11 protein-coding genes, 1 tRNA gene and 2 pseudogenes are annotated in these 17243 nt (G+C 56.2%); 7 read left to right on the top strand and 7 right to left on the bottom strand.

From position 1 onward, the window contains the following. Nucleotides 1-33: 33 nt before the first annotated feature. Both RYA97_RS14740 and RYA97_RS26555 read right to left on the bottom strand, forming a co-directional pair. The gene (locus RYA97_RS14740) at nucleotides 34-1035 is read right to left on the bottom strand and encodes a glycosyltransferase family 2 protein (protein WP_410478506.1); all 1002 of its coding nucleotides are present in this window, start codon (nucleotides 1033-1035) and stop codon (nucleotides 34-36) included. A gap of 176 nt (nucleotides 1036-1211) precedes the next feature. Beyond that, nucleotides 1212-2237: a methyl-accepting chemotaxis protein gene (locus tag RYA97_RS26555; protein ID WP_371875229.1), complete on the bottom strand. Its 1026-nt coding sequence runs from the start codon at nucleotides 2235-2237 to the stop codon at nucleotides 1212-1214. Nucleotides 2238-3607: 1370 nt separating this feature from the next. Between RYA97_RS26555 and RYA97_RS14730 the strand changes: the two genes are divergently transcribed. Next, a complete protein-coding gene (locus tag RYA97_RS14730) occupies nucleotides 3608-4729 on the top strand; it encodes a J domain-containing protein (protein WP_316892606.1) in 1122 nt (373 codons plus the stop codon). A 117-nt stretch (nucleotides 4730-4846) separates the two neighbouring features. Next, nucleotides 4847-4923, top strand: a tRNA-Met gene (locus RYA97_RS14725). 214 nt (nucleotides 4924-5137) lie between these two features. Here the strand turns inward: RYA97_RS14725 and RYA97_RS14720 are convergent. Both RYA97_RS14720 and RYA97_RS14715 read right to left on the bottom strand, forming a co-directional pair. After that, nucleotides 5138-7222: an ATP-binding protein gene (locus RYA97_RS14720; protein ID WP_316892604.1), complete on the bottom strand. Its 2085-nt coding sequence runs from the start codon at nucleotides 7220-7222 to the stop codon at nucleotides 5138-5140. Further along, nucleotides 7212-8759 carry an ATPase domain-containing protein gene (locus tag RYA97_RS14715; RefSeq protein ID WP_410478505.1) on the bottom strand — a complete coding sequence of 516 codons (1548 nt, stop codon included), beginning with the start codon at nucleotides 8757-8759 and terminating at the stop codon, nucleotides 7212-7214. The genes RYA97_RS14720 and RYA97_RS14715 overlap by 11 nt, the downstream gene beginning before the upstream one ends. Nucleotides 8760-9027: 268 nt before the next feature. On the opposite strand from RYA97_RS14715, the gene RYA97_RS14710 reads away from it, so the two are divergent. Beyond that, the gene (locus tag RYA97_RS14710) at nucleotides 9028-9291 is read left to right on the top strand and encodes a hypothetical protein (protein ID WP_005747060.1); all 264 of its coding nucleotides are present in this window, start codon (nucleotides 9028-9030) and stop codon (nucleotides 9289-9291) included. Nucleotides 9292-9368: 77 nt separating this feature from the next. Here RYA97_RS14710 and RYA97_RS26550 read toward each other — a convergent pair whose 3' ends face one another. Both RYA97_RS26550 and RYA97_RS26545 read right to left on the bottom strand, forming a co-directional pair. Continuing rightward, on the bottom strand, nucleotides 9369-10157 hold the full coding sequence (locus RYA97_RS26550) for a methyl-accepting chemotaxis protein (protein ID WP_371875228.1): 789 nt from the start codon (nucleotides 10155-10157) through the stop codon (nucleotides 9369-9371). Between the two features lie 117 nt (nucleotides 10158-10274). Next, nucleotides 10275-11249 (bottom strand): annotated as a pseudogene (locus tag RYA97_RS26545) (cache domain-containing protein); the annotation flags it as partial. Between the two features lie 326 nt (nucleotides 11250-11575). On the opposite strand from RYA97_RS26545, the pseudogene RYA97_RS26540 reads away from it, so the two are divergent. Both RYA97_RS26540 and RYA97_RS26535 read left to right on the top strand, forming a co-directional pair. Continuing rightward, a pseudogene (locus tag RYA97_RS26540) lies at nucleotides 11576-12646 on the top strand (methyl-accepting chemotaxis protein); the annotation flags it as partial. 39 nt (nucleotides 12647-12685) lie between these two features. Next, nucleotides 12686-13549, top strand: coding sequence for a methyl-accepting chemotaxis protein (locus RYA97_RS26535; protein WP_371217771.1), 864 nt, complete (start codon nucleotides 12686-12688; stop codon nucleotides 13547-13549). A 138-nt stretch (nucleotides 13550-13687) separates the two neighbouring features. Here RYA97_RS26535 and RYA97_RS14695 read toward each other — a convergent pair whose 3' ends face one another. Next, nucleotides 13688-14452, bottom strand: a complete 765-nt coding sequence (locus RYA97_RS14695; RefSeq protein ID WP_005777922.1) for an SDR family NAD(P)-dependent oxidoreductase — start codon at nucleotides 14450-14452, stop codon at nucleotides 13688-13690. Between the two features lie 465 nt (nucleotides 14453-14917). Here RYA97_RS14695 and RYA97_RS14690 point away from each other — a divergent pair, with 465 nt between their 5' ends. Together RYA97_RS14690 and RYA97_RS14685 are read left to right on the top strand one after the other, a co-directional pair. Beyond that, the gene (locus RYA97_RS14690) at nucleotides 14918-16186 is read left to right on the top strand and encodes an OprD family porin (protein WP_010192718.1); all 1269 of its coding nucleotides are present in this window, start codon (nucleotides 14918-14920) and stop codon (nucleotides 16184-16186) included. A gap of 191 nt (nucleotides 16187-16377) precedes the next feature. After that, entirely contained in the window at nucleotides 16378-17205 is an 828-nt protein-coding gene (locus RYA97_RS14685; protein WP_005777917.1) for an NAD-dependent epimerase/dehydratase family protein, read from the top strand. Nucleotides 17206-17243 lie beyond the last annotated feature (38 nt).

Below are 17243 nucleotides of genomic sequence, written 5' to 3'. Positions count from 1 at the left end.
GTCGTAACGGCTGAGGGAGATTGTTATCCAGCCTCAAACTCTGTCCAGGCACACCGCCAGGATCAGGCTCAGATTGCCCTGCACAGTCTGCCGGTGAATTCCGGATTTTCGAAGCGTGTACACGCGCTTTAAAAAACGCTGCTTACGACCGTTTTCAAAATACTCCAGTACGTGCCGGCTTTCCTCAGTGAGTACACACTCCATGTCCTTGAGGATCGCCACATTGGCATCGTTCCACTTGGCAAATCGCCCCGAAAGCATTTTTCGAAATCGTATCAACCGTTCTCGAGTGCTCGCATTGGCCCCGATCAGGTTTCCGCGGTGTTGGCGATAGTAAAGGCAGGGGGCGGCGTCGTAGAACACTTGGCCGCCGCATCCTGTAACCAGAAGATACGTGAGCCAGTCATGGGCGATCAGGGGAGCGTGTTCAGGCAATTTGGCCAACAAACCACGGGTCGCCTGGTTGATCAGCATCGTATTGGCACCTGCCAGACTCTGAACCAAGGCATTTTTAAAAGACGGCGTTTTTTTGAACAGAGGAGAAACCCCGATGACCTTCAAGTCTGCATCGACCAGCCGGGTTCTGGAGCAGTAGAGCGCCGGTGTATCGGGCTTCAGTAGCTCAAGGTGCCCTACGCTTCTCTCCAGCTTGTCGCTGAACCAGACGTCATCCTGATCACTGAACGCGAAATAATCGGCTTTTATTTCAGAACGCTGAACCAGCGAGACAAAATTCTCTGCAAAGCCCATGCAAGGCCCGCTGAAAATGACCAGCCGCTCGCGCCCCCAGCGGGCCTGGTAGTCGGAAAGTATGCCAAGGGTGTCATCAGTCGATGCATCGTCGGAAACATAAACAACCCAGTTGCGAAAGGTCTGGGCGGAAAACGATTCAAGCTGCTCACGGAGGTACGCGGCCCCGTTGTAAGTGCACATCAATATAGCGACGCGAGGATGGCCTGACGACTCGGATAAACCTCGACGCTTTAGCGGGCTGACACCATCTGCCCTGTGTTTTTCGGTGAGCTGCGTTCTCAAGAAACCTTTCGCCTGCAAAATCCGCGCATTTTACGCCTTGTGTCGACTCCCGTCAGTCATCAAATGGTTGAATACATATCCGCTGATCCAACTTTTTAGATCACGGCCACAAAAACGGAAAAACCGGCTGGGTATGGCCACACCGGGTTTTCAGTCTAACGTGGCAAGCCGCGCAATCACCCCAATCGAAACCGCGCCGTATTGTCATTCAACGCCCGACTGCCCTGGCTCAGGGTATCCGCTGCCTGATTGACCGCTCGCGCACCTTCCAGCAAACGGCCGGCTGCCTGATCGACCTGCTGGATGTTGCTGCTGACCTCGTCGGCGGTCGATGCCTGTTCTTCCACGGCCGTCGATATTTGCGCCAGCGTATCGGTAACGCCCTGCACTGCCGTGGCGATTTCGCCCAGACGAACCCCCAGGCCGGTTACCGACTGCGCATCGTTGACGGCCTGTCCGCAGGCAGCTTCCATCAGGTTGACCGCCTGAGTCACGGTGGAGCGCAAGCTGTCAACCGTCCCGGCGATCTGAGCGGTCGAGGCCTGCGTGCGTTGCGACAGACTGCGCACTTCATCGGCAACCACCGCGAACCCGCGCCCTTGTTCACCTGCCCGCGCCGCTTCGATCGCCGCGTTGAGCGCCAGCAGGTTGGTCTGCTCGGCGATACCGCGAATAGCGTCCACCACCGATTGAATCTGTTGGCCCTGCTCGCTGACCCGGCCCAGGGCGGCGGCGGTTTCGGTCAGACGCTGATTGAGCTGCTGGATGCTATCGGTGGTGCGCTGGCTGTCCTGGCTGCTTTGCTCGGCAATACGCCGGGTATGCCTTGCGCTTTCAGATGCCTGCTCACAGCTTCTGGCCACACCTTGAGAAGTAGCGGCCAGCTCGGTTGCTGCCGCAGCGATCTGGCTGATCTGCTGTTGCTGGTCTTCGACCTCGGTCAGCGTCCCACTGGACTGAGCATTCAGCGTCAGCACTGCATCGCCGACACGCACGGTCTCCTGATTGACGCCCAGCAGGCTGTTACGCAGCTGCACAACCGCGACATTGAGCGCCCTGCTGATAGCGGCAAGCTCGTCACGCCCCTGCACGGCCACTTCGACACACAGATTGCCGTCACGCAGCGATTCAGCCAGCGTGGTAATGCCGCTGGCGCTGTTGCGAATAGAGGATTGCAGGCAGGCGAACAGATAGATGGCCATGATCACCAGAACACAGAAGATCACCGCCATCGGGATGAACTCCATATTGGAGGTTTCATGGTAGTAATCGAGACGGCCGTTGAGCGCATCAAGCGACTGCCTGCGCAGACCTGCCGTGCTGCCGGTCAAGGTGTCGATGCTCTTTTCAAACTCTTCCGGCTTGAGTTTGATGCTACCGCCGAAAACCCCGTCATCAATGACCTTCAGTTCGGTTTCCAGCACTTGTTTGACCGCAGCGTACTTGTCGGCCCAAGGCTGCAACTGTTCGGGGAGCTTGGATAACAGCAGGCTGGCAGCCTTCTGCATCTGATCTTTGGAATCATCGATACGACCGCGCAGATCGCGCATCTGCAAGCGGCTCTGCAGGCTGAACTGACCCGATGCCACCGACGTTTGCCCCACACTCGACAGGCGGCCGATACGCTCGATCAGGTCCGGTACTTGCTGGGTGGAAAGCTGCATGAGCATGTAGGTTTCAAGCCAGGGGTCGAGAATCAACCCGCTGTCCATTGCGATTTGCTCGCGCAGCGCCTGAACCAGGTTCAACACCGTCGTGAAGCGCTCATAACCATCGGGCCACCAGCCCACTGTACGCAATGACGCAGTGTCCAGACCAGTGACTGCCGCCTGAAGCGCCTTGAAACGGGTCATCGTGTCGGCGGGCGCGTTTTCGCGCTTCAATGCGGCATCAACGCCTTCCAGGGCTTTGCTGATACGCGGGATGCCTGCATCGACGTTGGCCATCGCAGCTTTCGCGGCAGGGGTCGGCTCGCGCAGAATGTCGGCAGCCTTCCAGCGAGCGGCATGGTCGCGCTGGGCAGCCAGTTCAATATTCAGATCATCAAGTGCCAGCAACTGACGCACGCCCGATTGCTCGCCGGAAATGACATCGAGCTTGTTGCTGTACTCCTTGGTGATGACCCATGCGCTGCCCGCCAGCGGCAACATGAACAGCAGGAACAAGACCTGAAACTTGCGAGCGAAACCAAAATGTCCCATCAGGCGCATGCCTGGTGACAAAAGACTGTTCATGTCCTGCGACTCCCCGTGAACACCTGCCGGATCTGAGCAAACAGAGGCGATGCTTTTTTTAAAAAAACGCTAACAGCAAAATGCCATGTTCTTGTTTCAATGGCGATACGTGTCGCCTCACATTGGTACGAAAAGCACGGCCGATGATGGGTTTTCGTACCCTATGGCGCAGCAATTGACGTACCGCCGACACTGAAGCAAGAACCGGACCGTACACGAGGCTGGGAACGTTCTTTCAGGGCAGCACAATATTCATCCCGAACAGGGCACTGGAAACGTAAACTTCGGCAAACCGATTGACCCCGTCTTAGCGCTCCCCTCGTCAAGGAGGTCTTGCCATGACCACACCGCCCGCCTCACCGCGTATCGTCGCGCAACCGTCCAGGCCTCAACTGAGCGCCGGTCAGAAGAAATTCAACACGTTGATGGAAAAGCTCGAAACCAAGCGCAAACTTCTGCAGCAATGGCTCGTTATTTCAACAACCTGCGAAAAGCTCTGGGTCGAAGAAGTGGTCCCGATGATCAGCGAGCAGGCCGAAAACGAAATTACCAAGCTGCGCCTGCTCGACGGGGCCTTCGATCAGTTCCGTCTGAGCAAGAAAGACAGAGCCACGTTGCTGGAAATCATCTGTGTCATGACGATGTCGCTCATGGGCGGCGAACACGATGAAGAACTGAAGCATCTCTACCTCAAATACACCGGCAGCGATTACGACGAGGATGAGCGCCTGCAAAAACAGTTGTTCAAGTCCTCGCTGGAAGAAGAGCTGGGCGTGGAACTGGGAGACGATGTCGACCTGAACTCCATAGATGATGTGACCCAGCACATTGAAGAGAAACTGCGCGAGCAGGCCGAACAGGCGCAAAGCACCCAACAGCCGAAGAAGCCCACTGCCAGCGAAATACGCCGTGAACAGGAAGAGGCGGAAGGCAGCCAGTCATTGCGCGAAATCTACCGCAAACTGGCCAGCGCCTTGCACCCGGACCGCGAGCAGGATGCCGATGAGCGCGAGCGGAAAACGGCGCTCATGCAACGGGTCAACGAAGCGTACGAAAATGACAACCTGCTGGCGCTGCTGCAAATGCAAATGGAGATCGAGCAGATCGACCAGACGCATATCGACAACATCACCGACAAACGCCTGAAGCACTTCAACCGTATCCTGAGCGAACAACTCAGAGAGCTGGAAGACGAGATCCACGACCGCAAAATGCTGATCCGGGAACAATTCCTGATGGACCCCTATGAGGACATCCGACCCAAGACGGTCAATGCAAAATGTGCGAAGCAGCTCAAGGCCATACGTGAACACCTCGACGACGCGCAGGATGAACTGGACGCACTGACTGACCCGAAAAGCCTTAAAGCCTGGCTCAGGGATCAGCGCGACATGGCTGAGATGTTGGAGCGGGTAGAAGAATTCGATGATCTGGAGTTGCTGGACACCCTGTTCCGGTAAAAGCCCGAAAAACGTGCCTTGCGCGAGGGCAGCCAGCTAACCGGTTGATCGCACGCAATTATTTTTCACAACAACGCTTGACACACATGCGTTCTCCGAGAATAATGCGCGCCACTTGGCTACATAGCTCAGTTGGTTAGAGCATAGCATTCATAATGCTGGGGTCCGGGGTTCAAGTCCCTGTGTAGCCACCAAGTACCGAATGACAGATTTCAGCTGAAGCCTGTCATTCAACAAGAAGCCCGCCTCGTGCGGGCTTTCTTGTTTCTGGCTTCCATCCGGGTCTACCCCCGACCATCGCTCCCGTGTATGCCCTCTCCAATGCTTCAATAAAAATTGACCCAGGAAGTGGGTAACAGGCTAACGACACAAGGCATATTCACCGACTACAGACGTATGCCGGAACGCCTACTCCAGAACCGCACTAACATCGCCTTCCAGCATGCTTGCCACCCTGATAGCAAGCGACTCCAGCGTGAAGGGCTTCGTCAGAAGCTGCATATAGGGGCCGAGAAAATCAGCCCTGGTCAACGCACCTTCCGCATACCCCGTGAGAAATAAAACCGGCAGACGCGGACTGAGTTGTTGGAGAATCTCGGCCAGTTGACGACCATTCATTCCTGGCAATCCGACATCCGTGAGCAGAAAGTCGACCTTTTCCAGGTCGTTAAAAACCCTCAAGGCCTCTTCACCGTCACGTGCGACGTGAACCCGGTATCCAAGCTCTTCGAGAACCTCTTGGTTGATCAAGCGCACAGAGTCGTCATCTTCGACCAGAAGAATAACCTGACCCTGACCCGTGCTGAATTCCGAGGACGTAAACGGTGGGTCCGATTCAACCTGCTTATATTTGGGCAAGCAGATTGAAACAGTCGTCCCGACTCCGGTTGTGCTTTCGATTGAAAGACGTCCATTGCTTTGATTCGCAAACCCGTAAACCATCGACAGTCCCAAGCCTGTGCCTTGACCAATAGGTTTGGTCGTGAAGAAGGGCTCGGTTACCTTGTCCAGCATATCCTTGGGGATACCATGCCCTGTGTCGCGCACCTGCACACATACATGCCGCAAAGGCTCGTCCTGAGCTTCCTGCTCCACGCATGTAGCAATGGTTAAACCACCGCCATGCGGCATGGCGTCTCTTGCGTTGATCACCAAGTTGAGTACGGCGTTCTCCAATTGGTTGGCGTCTGCAAAAACCCAGGGGTCTTCGGGGCTCAAATCGAACTTGATAATAATTTTTTCAGTGACGGTTTTCTGGAGCAGGTCGGCAAGAGCAGTGATGAGGTTATTGACCGATACTGCTTTTTCATCCAGGGACTGGCGTCGGGAGAATGCGAGCAATCTATCCGTGAGTGACGCGGCCCTTTGGGCTGAAATGAGTGCGGCGTCCATGAATCGCTCAACGCCTTCCAGTCGCCCACTGGCCATTCGGAGCTTGATCAGGTCGAGCGAGCCAATTACCCCGGTCAGCATGTTATTGAAGTCGTGGGCAATTCCGCCGGTCAATTGACCTACGGCTTCCATCTTCAAGGACTGTCGTAACTGCTCTTCGGCGCGGGCTCGCTCTTCACTCTCGGCCTTGAGCTGCTCAACAGCAGCGTTCAGCTCTTGCGTTCTGGCTTTGACTTGAATCTCTAACTCTTCATTGAACCTGCGCAAATTCAGCTCAGCCTGTTTTTCATCGTTGATATCAACGATGACGGAGGCCGCACCAATTATGTGGTGTTTTTCGTCATACAGAGGTACAGCACTGACACGCATCCATGATTCCCGACCTGCATCCCGGCGATGATAAAAGTCCACGCCGGTTGCCGCATCGCCTCTCAGAGCTCTGGCACCAGGAAACATGTCGGGCTCCAGGCGCTGACCTTGCGCATCGAGCCCTACCCACCGTGCAGCGCCATCTGTCTGTCTGGAAGGAATCACATTGTCCGGCACATATTGGCGATACAAGGGATTGCTCACCAGGGAGGTCCCTTGTGTGTCCATGAAGCACACTCCAACCGGAATATTTTCCAGCAGGATCTGCAACCGGGTTCTTTCTTCAGCCAATTGAGTGAGACTTTGCCGCATCTCGAACTGACGCTCACGGGCTCGCCAGGCCGCGGCAATCGCGCTCAATAACGAGGACGAGCTGAGAGGGCGCTCCAGGACGATCACATGTCCTGCCGATTTTGGCAGCCTGCGCCTGGCCATCTCGGTGTCTCGCCCAGAACGACCTTTATTCGACGCGAGCAGGATGACGGGGATCTCCGACCATCCCGGTTGCCGGTCCAAAGCGTTTCCGAAACTCAGCACATCCCCGGAAAGGCTCTCCTCCGTGAGTATCACCAGACCAGTGCTTTCACCCAGAGCGATTGAAAGCGAGGCCAGGTCGTGGTGAGCTTGAACGGGGTAAATATCGCCAAGCAGTTTACCGAGGCTGATTGCATCTCCCTTGAAGGGAGCCACAATCATCAGGGTTTTGCGTTCAAAGAATTGCTCAGTCGCCACGCTTGCGCTCTTCCATCAGCGGAAGGTTGGCACCGAAGTACTCTGGAGTACCCGTCAACACGCCGCGGAAATCGACTAATGGCGCACCGACACGAATACCCCTGGAATCAATCCGGAGTTCGCGAATCGCGTCCTCATGGGCTCCGGTGCGATGTTTCAGAACAGAGATGGCTTTGCGCAGACGCCCCTGCGCCTCGAAGAAACGAATGAGGATGACAGAGTCCGCGACATAGGAAATATTCAGGTTGGTTGACATCGACCCTACCAGCCCATGCTGGGGATTGATCAAGAACGTAACGACGCCCAGTTGGCTCAGGTATGAAAGCAACTCGTGCATCTGCAAGATCAATTGCTGTTCCTGTGGCATCGCCGCCATATAGCCGTTAAGGCTATCGACAACGATCATGGTACTGCCGCGCTCTTCGACCTCTGTGCGAACCCGCCACGCAAATTCCCCGGGAGAAATCTCGGCAGGATCGATTTGCTGGATGATCAACTGACCGCTCGATACGTGGCGACTTAACTCCATGCCCATGCTGTCTGCCCGGGAAATCAAAGTAGCAATGCGCTCATCGAATTCGTAGATGGTGCATTTTTCACCTCGTGCGCAGGCTGCCGCCAGATAGGCAAGGGTAACGGTGGTCTTTCCAGAGCCAGCAGGCCCTGTGACCAAGGTACTGGTTCCCCTGAGCGGACCACCGACCAACAAGTCGTCCAGCTCCTTGACACCGCTAGGCACAGGCTCCGCTTTGAATGGGACATGGTGAGTGGCCGCAATCAACCTCGGATACACCTCCAATCCGCCCCTGCGAATAGTGAAGTCGTGAAAGCCTGCGACAAAGTCAACGCCTCGTAACTTTTGCACCTGAAGTCGCCTGCGGGCGGCACCGAAATCCAGCGTCAGCCTCTCAAGCGTGATCACACCGTGGCATAAGCTATGCAGATGGTTATCGCGTTCCCCCGTGGAAGCCGTGAGATCGTCCACAAGCAGGACCGTGATATCCCGACCTGCAAAATATTGCTTGAGCGCCAACACTTGGCGACGATAACGCAGAGGATCCTGAGCCAGAAGCCGCATCTCGGAGAGGCTGTCGAATACTAGCCGCCTGGGCTGAAGTTTATCGACTCGCTGCTGAATAAGCTTGATGGTATCGCCCAGCTCCGCCTCCCACGGATGCAGAATAGACTGCTCGTACTCATCGCCCAGTACTTCCTCTGTTGAGGAAAACTCGAACAAATCAATGCCGTCCAATGACCAGCCATGTGAGTGAGCGACGCTTTCAAGCTCTTCGCTGGTTTCTGAAAGCGTGATGTACAACACGGACTCACCGGCCTTCACCCCATCGAGCAAGAACTGGAGACCCAGCGTTGTCTTGCCTGCTCCAGGTGTACCCTCGAGTAAATAAAGCCTGTTGTTCGGCAGACCACCCTTAAGGATCGAGTCAAATCCGGCATTGCCCGTCGAGACAATCGGACGAGGTAGAGTCATTTTAGCCTCAAGGGAGAATGTGAGAGTACGTGTAAGTGTAAGGCCCATCAGTATGGGGCCACCTTGAAAGCTGCGCCATTGGCAGATGAGCCGTTTCCAAAATAAATCAAACTTTGAAGGAGGGCTATTTCGTCGCTTGAAACCAATAGCATTGCCGAGGATGCAATGAAGCTACAGTCCGAATGTTTATGTGGACTGACGGTCCTTAAACTCCTTGGCTTGCGAAGCTGAATCACAGCCCTCAACGTCGTCTGTCTGGTCTATGCTGGAAATTGATGGTTCATGAAGGGCCAGCATTTTTCAAAAGGAGCAAAGCATGCGCAAACTCGTACTCTCAATGACTGCCGCTCTCTTCCTCGCTGGCGCTGTGGCGCCCGCGGCCTTTGCAGAGAGTGAGTTGGAAAAGGGCGTCCGACACGATAACCGTGAACTGGATAAGGGTGTTGATCATGACGCCAAAGAAGTGGACAAGGGCGTCAAGCATGATGCTGACGAGGTCGACAAAGGTGCAAAGCATGATGACAAGGAACGTCACAAGGCTGACAAGCATGTCGATAAAGAGGTTAAAAAAGATCTGTGAAAAAAAGCCTGCCATCGAGCAGGCTTTTATAGTCGGACCCCGTATAAAGGGTCCGACCTCTGTTACTGGATGTACGGTCAGATCTTGAAACTGTCGACCAGTTGCTTCAAACGACCGGCTTGTTGCGAAAGCGCGGCACAATCCTTGAGGGTTTCATTAAGGTTGGCCACACCTTGCTGATTAAGTGTGTTGATCTGGTTGATATCGATATTGAGTGTTTCCACAACCGCGGTCTGCTCTTCCGTGGCAGCGGCAACCGACTGGTTCATGCCATCGATATCACCAATGCGGCGCGTTACATCGCGCAGACGACTGCCCGCCTGATTGGCAACTTCGACACTTTCCTGACTCGACACCTGGCTTTCATTCATGTTGAGCACGGCATGCTGAGACCCGGTTTGCAGCCCGCCGATCATCTTGTGAATTTCATCAGCCGATGTCTGCGTGCGATGAGCAAGGTTGCGCACCTCGTCGGCAACCACGGCAAAACCACGTCCGGCTTCACCTGCACGGGCCGCTTCGATGGCAGCGTTGAGCGCCAGCAGGTTGGTTTGCTGCGAGATGCCTTTGATCACGTCCAGAATGTGGCCGATGTTGTCGGTACTGGCGTTAAGCTGCTCGATCTGCGTGCACGAGTCGCTGATTTTGGCGGACAACGTACTCATGGCGTGGATGGTTTTTTCGACCACCACCTGACCGTCTTCAGCCTGGGTGCGGGCCTCACTGGCCTGAATCGAAGCGTCCGAGGCGTTGCGGGCAATCTCCTGAGTGGCTGCGCCCAGTTCGTTGATCGCAGCGGCAACGCTGTTGGTACGGGCGCTCTGCTCGTCAAAGCCGACGATTGAAGAGTTGGAGGAATTGACCACTCGCTGCGACAGGTCATGCACCTGCAGTGTTGCGGAGGAGACCTCAGCGATGGACGCGTGCACGCGCTCCACGAACTGATTGAACGAGCCACCCAGCTCGGCAAACTCGTCCTTGCCCTGAATGCTTAGACGACGAGTCAGATCACCCTCGCCCTGGGCGATGTCCTGCATCGCACGACCCATGTCGGTCAGCGGCCGCATCAGCGCACGGATCAGCAGGCTCAACAGCAAGGCAATCACGGCCACCGCAATCAGTACGGCGACCATCGCCGAGCTGCGGAACTGGCTCAACGGTGCATAAGCCTTGTCCTTGTCGATCGACAGACCAATGTACCAGTCGGCCGAAGGCAGCCCGGTGATCGGGGTAAACGACAGCAACCTCTGCTGACCATTGAGCGTGACCTCACGCAGGCGCGCATCCAGACTGAGGGGCTGGCCCGGGTAGACGTCCTTGAGGTTTTTCATCACCTGTTCCTTGTCCGGGCTGACAATGATCTGCCCGTCCCCGCTGACCAGAAAGGCGTAACCGAGCCCGCCGAACTCCACCGAGTTGATGATCTTGACCAGCGTGTCCAGGCTCAGGTCACCGCCAGCCACGCCAGTTATCTGGCCTGCAGTCTTGACCGGGCTGGCGATAGTCACCACCAGGCCGCCCACGGAAGCCAGATAAGGCGGGCTGAGAATGGTTTTTCCGGCGTCGACGGTGGACTTGTACCAGGGCCGCTGACGTGGATCGTAGCCAGCCGGCATATCGACATTGGGCCGCTGGGTGAACACACCTTTGCTGTCACCGACGTAGGTGAACTGAAAGGTCGACACCAGCGAAGACTGCGACACCAGCCCGCTCAGGTCGGAATTGACCCCTTGGAAGGCTACGTTCTGGGTGAGGTTTTCCAGCACCAGAATGCGTCCGCTCAGCCAGTTCTGAACGCTGCTGGCCGTCAACTGACCCGCCTGGCCCACCGAGGACTCAAGGTTCTGATTGATGGTGGTGCGTTGCAGGTAGTCGTTGTACAGGGTGAACAAGGCAAAGGCCAACACCACAACACCGGCCGCAGCCAGAAGAATTTTATGACGAAACTTCAAATTCATGACAAGGCATCTCAACGTGACGGGAAGAAGGCTCAGATGCCAGAACAACTTGTGACGTAAAAATGTCACGCACTGCAAAAGCAATGAACCTGAAGCGGGTAAGGTTTCCACTGTCGCGAGCATAGACAATATTTTGCCGCACCCCATGAGAGGCGGCGCTCTATTTCAGTCTTTTCAGCGACTCTTTATAGCGGTGCATTGCCGTGAACGATAGGGCCTGAAAAAGTATTTCAAGCGTTTTGAAACTTTCTCTTTTTTTTATTTCAGCTTGGCCACCACCTGCCGATAGTGTCTGTATACCACCCCCTGCCCCTGACCTGTATGCCATGCCTTTCAGGGGCTCTACTGCTTTTAAATGGCTGTTGTTGGAGAATTCAATGAGTAGCTGGTTTGCAAACATCAGCGTCAATATGAAACTGGCCCTCGGTTTCGGTCTAGTACTTGTTTTTACTGCGATTCTTGCGCTGACTGGCTGGACCAGCATGAGCGGACTGATCAATCGCAGCAACTGGATGAGTGACATTACTTCGCTCAACTCCCAGTTGACCAAACTGCGTGTGACCCGTCTGCAATACATGGTCGCTGACGGCGACGAGAAAGTCGCAGAGACCGTTCAGGTCTCGCTGGACGGCTTCAAGAACTATCAGCAAAAGCTGCTGACCTCGTTCAAAAGTCCCGAAAACGTGAAAATGCTCGAGCAACTGGGAGTGGTGATCGCTGACTACCAGAAATCGCTGAACAACATGCGCGGCGGGTACAAGGCCAGCATTGTGGCGCGTGATGAGCTGAGCACGAATGCCGGCAAAAGCATTGATGTGTTTGAGCTGCTTCAGGCTGAAGTGAAAAAAATGGACCCTGCCGATGCCAATCGGTTCGAGCAATACCAGATCGTCACCGATGCAAAGGAAAACCTCAGGCTCGCGCGTTATGAGGTGCGTGGCTACACCACCAACCCTACGGCAGAAACTGAACAGACCGCCGTTGCAAGGCTGGATTCTGCCATCAAGGATCTGGACACGCTGAAAACGACGTTCAGCGGCACCCAGGCTGATCAGCTCAAGCAGCTGGAAACCTCGTTGGCCGCGTACCGCAAAGCCCTGCAGAGCTTCAAGGCCGCAACTGCCGACATCGCTCAGGCTCGTAAGGAGATGACCGTACAGGGCCAGGATATCGTCAAGATCAGCGAAGCCATGTACCAACTGCAACTGGATCGCCGCGATCAGGAAAGCGCACAGGCTCGCACCACGCAGATCACCTGTACGCTGCTGGCAATTATTCTGGGCATGATTGCAGCGGTGATCATCACCCGGCAGATTACCCGTCCATTGCAGGAAACTCTGGCAGTGGTCGACCGTATTGCATCAGGTGACCTGACCCAGACCCTGGCAGTCACTCGTCGTGACGAGTTGGGCGTTCTGCAGCAAGGCATTCAACGCATGGGCAGCACCTTGCGCGAGCTGATTGGCGGTATCCGCGACAGCGTTGTGCAGATTGCCAGTGCCGCCGAAGAGCTGTCAGCGGTTACCGAGCAGACCAGCGCCGGCGTCAACAGCCAGAAAGTCGAAACCGACCAGGTGGCCACCGCCATGCATGAGATGTCGGCAACGGTTGCAGAAGTGGCTCGTAACGCCGAACAGGCCTCGCAGGCAGCGTCCAACGCCGACCGCGAAGCGCGTGACGGTGACAAAGTCGTAGGCGAAGCGATTGTGCAGATCGAGCGTCTGGCCAACGAAGTGGGTCGCTCGGCCGATGCCATGAACCAGCTGGAGCAGGAAAGCGACAAGATCGGCAAGGTCATGGACGTCATCAAGGCTGTGGCCGAACAAACCAACCTGCTGGCCCTCAACGCAGCCATCGAAGCGGCCCGCGCCGGGGAAGCCGGGCGTGGTTTTGCCGTGGTTGCCGACGAAGTCCGCGGCCTGGCACAACGCACGCAGCAGTCCACAGTCGAGATTGAAACACTGGTTGCAGCCCTGCAAAGCGGCACGCGCCAGGTGTCCAGCATCATGCTCAGCAGCCGCGAACTGACCGTCAGCAGCGTACAGCTCAGCCGTCAAGCGGGTACATCGCTGGGCAGTATTACCCAGACGGTCTCCAACATTCAGGCAATGAACCAGCAGATCGCTGCCGCCGCCGAGGAGCAGAGTGCCGTAGCTGAGGAAATCAGCCGCAGCATCGTTAACGTCCGCGATGTGTCCGAGCAAACCGCCTCGGCCAGCGAAGAAACCGCTGCCTCCAGCGTCGAACTGGCACGCCTTGGCGGGCAGTTGCAAACGATGGTCAGCCACTTCCGGATCTGACCTCCCGTAGCAACCTTCAAGCCCGGCTTTTGCCGGGCTTGTTTGTTTCAGGCAGGTGTAAACACAGGTTTGCATTCAACGTAGCGAAGCAGCCCGGAACGTTTCCGGGCTGCGGGCATATGACTCTCGTCGACGGCATCAAGCTTGCGGCGGCTGTCCGTTGGACGCGGACAATCCGCCATCCACCGGCAAATTCACGCCGGTCACGAAGCGTGCGTCTTCACTTGCCAGAAAGGCGATTACATCGCCGACATCTTCAGCTTCACCTGGACGCCCCAGCGGGATGCGCTCCATGAATTTGGCCATCAGTGCCTTGTCGCCGAGCATGTCTTCAGTCAGTTCGCTGCGAGTCAGTGACGGGCAGACGGCGTTGACGCGCACACCGTCGGCACCGTGGTCCATCGCCAGCGCGCGGGTGAAATTGGTGATTGCGCCTTTGGCCGCGTTGTAGAAGCTCATGCCCCAGTCGCCGCCCAGGCCGGAAACCGACGAGACGTTGATGATGTTGCCTTTGCTGGCGATCAGCGCCGGCATGGCGGTACGGGTGCAATAGAACACGCCATCCAGATCCACTGACATCAGTTCTTTCCAGTCGTCTACGCCCAACTCCGTCACTTTGCCGGATTTGACGATACCGGCGTTGTTGACCAATACATCCAGACGGCCGAAATGCGTGGCGACTTCCTTGAACAGCGCTTCCACATCGCTGGGGTCCGCCACATCGGTAGCACGGACCAAATGCCCTCCGCCCGCCAGCTGCGTGGCCACTTTGTCGAGTTTGTCGCGATTACGGCCGACCAGTACAACGCTTGCACCTTCCTGGGCAAAACGCTTGGCGGTGGCTTCGCCGATCCCGGAACCAGCCCCGGTCACGACAACAACTTTCTGGGTGAAACGATTCATGCAGCAGCTCCAAAAAAATAATGGGGTTATGAGGTGGACTGCCCGGTTGCACACAGCGTTCAGTCCAAATCATTCACTGCCTTACGAGGGGTTAAAAATCAGGTGAATCGGTAAACCTCGACTAACAGCGCGTTGACAAACCGAGGCCGCGCTGCAAATATCACCGCGGTTGTACGACAACCTATAACGCCAAAAATAAAAACAAGACTGGGCCAACCATGAAAACTCTCGTCTGTACGTCTGCTCCACCGATTATCGAAGCCTCATCTGTTCCGACAGTTTCGCAGCACCCGACATCCTTTCAGATTCATAACATTCGCTGATACATGGCGAACGGTACTCGGCCGTCTGTCGGTCGAGGCCATGCCTGGCAACAGGCATCACGTAATCCTCAAAGGTGTCGGCTGCTGCTTGCGCGCGGCCAGAAAAGAGGACGGTTTCGATAAACAAGGGAGCAAAACAATAATGACATCTCACACTTCCCGCTCACGCATCCTGCTGGGTATTGGCGGCATGACACTGATTTTCCCGATGCTCGGCATGGCAGAGGGTTTCGTCGACGATACCAAAGCCACACTTACGCTGCGTAATGCGTACTTCAACCGCAACTTCACCAACCCGGCCTTTCCCAACAGCGCAGCTCCGCAGAGCAAAGCCGAGGAATGGACACAAAGCTTTATTCTCGACGCCAAGTCGGGCTTCACCCAGGGTGTGGTCGGTTTCGGGGTTGACGTGCTGGGCCTGTATTCGCTCAAGCTCGATGGTGGCAAAGGCACAGGGGGCACTCAGTTGCTGCCGATCCACAGCGACGGTCGCCCGGCCGATGATTTCGGCCGTCTCGGCGTTGCAGGCAAGGCGCGGGTTTCCAAAACCGAACTGAAAGTCGGTGAATGGATGCCGGTGCTGCCAATTCTGCGCTCCGATGACGGTCGTTCGTTGCCGCAGACTTTCCGCGGTGGCCAGGTGACGTCCAAGGAGATCGACGGCCTGACGCTGTATGGCGGGCAATTCCGCGGCAATAGCCCGCGCAACGATGCAAGCATGGAAGACATGTCGATGAACGGCCGAGGCGCTTTCACGTCCGATCGCTTCAACTTCGGCGGCGGCGAGTATGTCTTCAACGACAAGCGTACCCAGGTAGGTGTCTGGTACTCGGAGCTGCAGGACATCTACCAGCAGCAGTTTTTCAACCTGCTGCACAGCCAGCCGGTCGGCGACTGGACCCTGGGGGCCAACCTGGGTTACTTCATCGGCAAGGAAGACGGAAACAAACTGGCCGGCGATCTCGACAACAAGACCGCTTACGCATTGCTCTCGGCGCGCTATGGCGGCAGCACGTTCTATGTCGGCCTGCAAAAGCTCACCGGCGATACGGCGTGGATGCGCGTCAACGGCACCAGCGGCGGCACGCTGGCCAACGACAGTTACAACTCCAGCTACGACAACGCCAAGGAGAGGTCCTGGCAGTTACGCCATGACTATAACTTCGCAGTGCTCGGCGTACCCGGCCTGACCCTGATGAACCGCTATATCAGCGGCGACAATGTGCATACCGGCAACATCACCGACGGCAAGGAATGGGGACGAGAATCTGAACTGGCGTATACCGTACAAAGCGGTGCACTCAAGAACCTGAACGTCAAATGGCGCAACTCCAGCCTGCGTCGCGACTTCAGCACCAATGAGTTCGACGAGAACCGCGTGTTCATCAGCTACCCTATTTCGCTGCTGTGAAACCTGTGGCGAAGCCTGCCTGAAAGCCCATCTACAGGGGCAGGTTTTGCCTTGTTACAAATGTGTCTGCACAGGCGGGCACACAGGTCGTTTTTATACTTTGGCCGCGTTGACAATCAGCGTATGCGGTGCCGATAATTCGGCAAGTCATACGACAACAGATGACAAAAATAACAATCGGGACTTTTCTCATGGCATCGGCTCATACCACTCAAACTCCCTTCAATCGCCTCCTGCTGACCGGTGCGGCAGGTGGCTTGGGCAAGGTCTTGCGCGAAACACTGCGCCCCTACGCAAACGTGCTACGCCTGTCCGACATTGCCGAGATGGCACCGGCGGTAGATAACAGTGAAGAAGTTCAGGTCTGCGATCTGGCTGACAAGGACGCCGTATACCGCCTGATCGAAGGTGTGGACGCGATAGTGCACTTCGGCGGTGTGTCAGTCGAACGGCCGTTCGAGGAAATCCTTGGTGCCAACATCTGCGGTGTGTTCCACATCTATGAAGCGGCCCGTCGTCATGGCGTTAAACGCGTAATCTTCGCCAGTTCCAACCACGTGATCGGTTTCTACAAGCAGACCGAAACCATCGACGCGCACTCCCCGCGCCGCCCGGACAGCTACTACGGTCTGTCCAAGTCCTACGGCGAAGACATGGCCAGCTTCTACTTCGATCGTTACGGCATCCAAACCGTCAGCATCCGCATCGGCTCGTCGTTCCCTGAACCGCAGAACCGTCGAATGATGAGCACCTGGCTGAGCTTTGGCGACCTGACCCAGTTGATCGAGCGCTCCCTGTACACGCCAGACGTCGGTCATACAGTGGTCTACGGTGTTTCGGACAACAAAACCGTATGGTGGGACAACCGTTTCGCCAGCAAACTGGACTACACCCCCAAAGACAGCTCGGAAATTTTCCGCGCCAAGGTTGAAGCCCAACCGGAGCCTGCGGCTGACGACCCGGCGATGGTTTATCAGGGCGGTGCGTTTGTGGCCTCCGGCCCCTTCGGCGATCAATAAACACCCCCTTCCGACTACAGAACTCTGGTTGCAGAACG

The sequence above is a fragment of the Pseudomonas syringae group sp. 26L6 genome, assembly GCF_032587815.1.
Lineage (GTDB): Bacteria > Pseudomonadota > Gammaproteobacteria > Pseudomonadales > Pseudomonadaceae > Aquipseudomonas > Aquipseudomonas amygdali.
This window is presented reverse-complemented; position numbering and strand designations above follow the sequence as displayed.

Coding starts and splice junctions, on each gene's coding strand:
- RYA97_RS26555 (WP_371875229.1), bottom strand. CDS start 2,237: ATGGCCATCTATCTGTTCGCCTGCCTGCAATCCTCTATTCGCAACAGC.
- RYA97_RS14730 (WP_316892606.1), top strand. CDS start 3,608: ATGACCACACCGCCCGCCTCACCGCGTATCGTCGCGCAACCGTCCAGG.
- RYA97_RS14715 (WP_410478505.1), bottom strand. CDS start 8,759: ATGGGCCTTACACTTACACGTACTCTCACATTCTCCCTTGAGGCTAAA.
- RYA97_RS14710 (WP_005747060.1), top strand. CDS start 9,028: ATGCGCAAACTCGTACTCTCAATGACTGCCGCTCTCTTCCTCGCTGGC.
- RYA97_RS26535 (WP_371217771.1), top strand. CDS start 12,686: ATGGGCAGCACCTTGCGCGAGCTGATTGGCGGTATCCGCGACAGCGTT.
- RYA97_RS14695 (WP_005777922.1), bottom strand. CDS start 14,452: ATGAATCGTTTCACCCAGAAAGTTGTTGTCGTGACCGGGGCTGGTTCC.
- RYA97_RS14690 (WP_010192718.1), top strand. CDS start 14,918: ATGACATCTCACACTTCCCGCTCACGCATCCTGCTGGGTATTGGCGGC.
- RYA97_RS14685 (WP_005777917.1), top strand. CDS start 16,378: ATGGCATCGGCTCATACCACTCAAACTCCCTTCAATCGCCTCCTGCTG.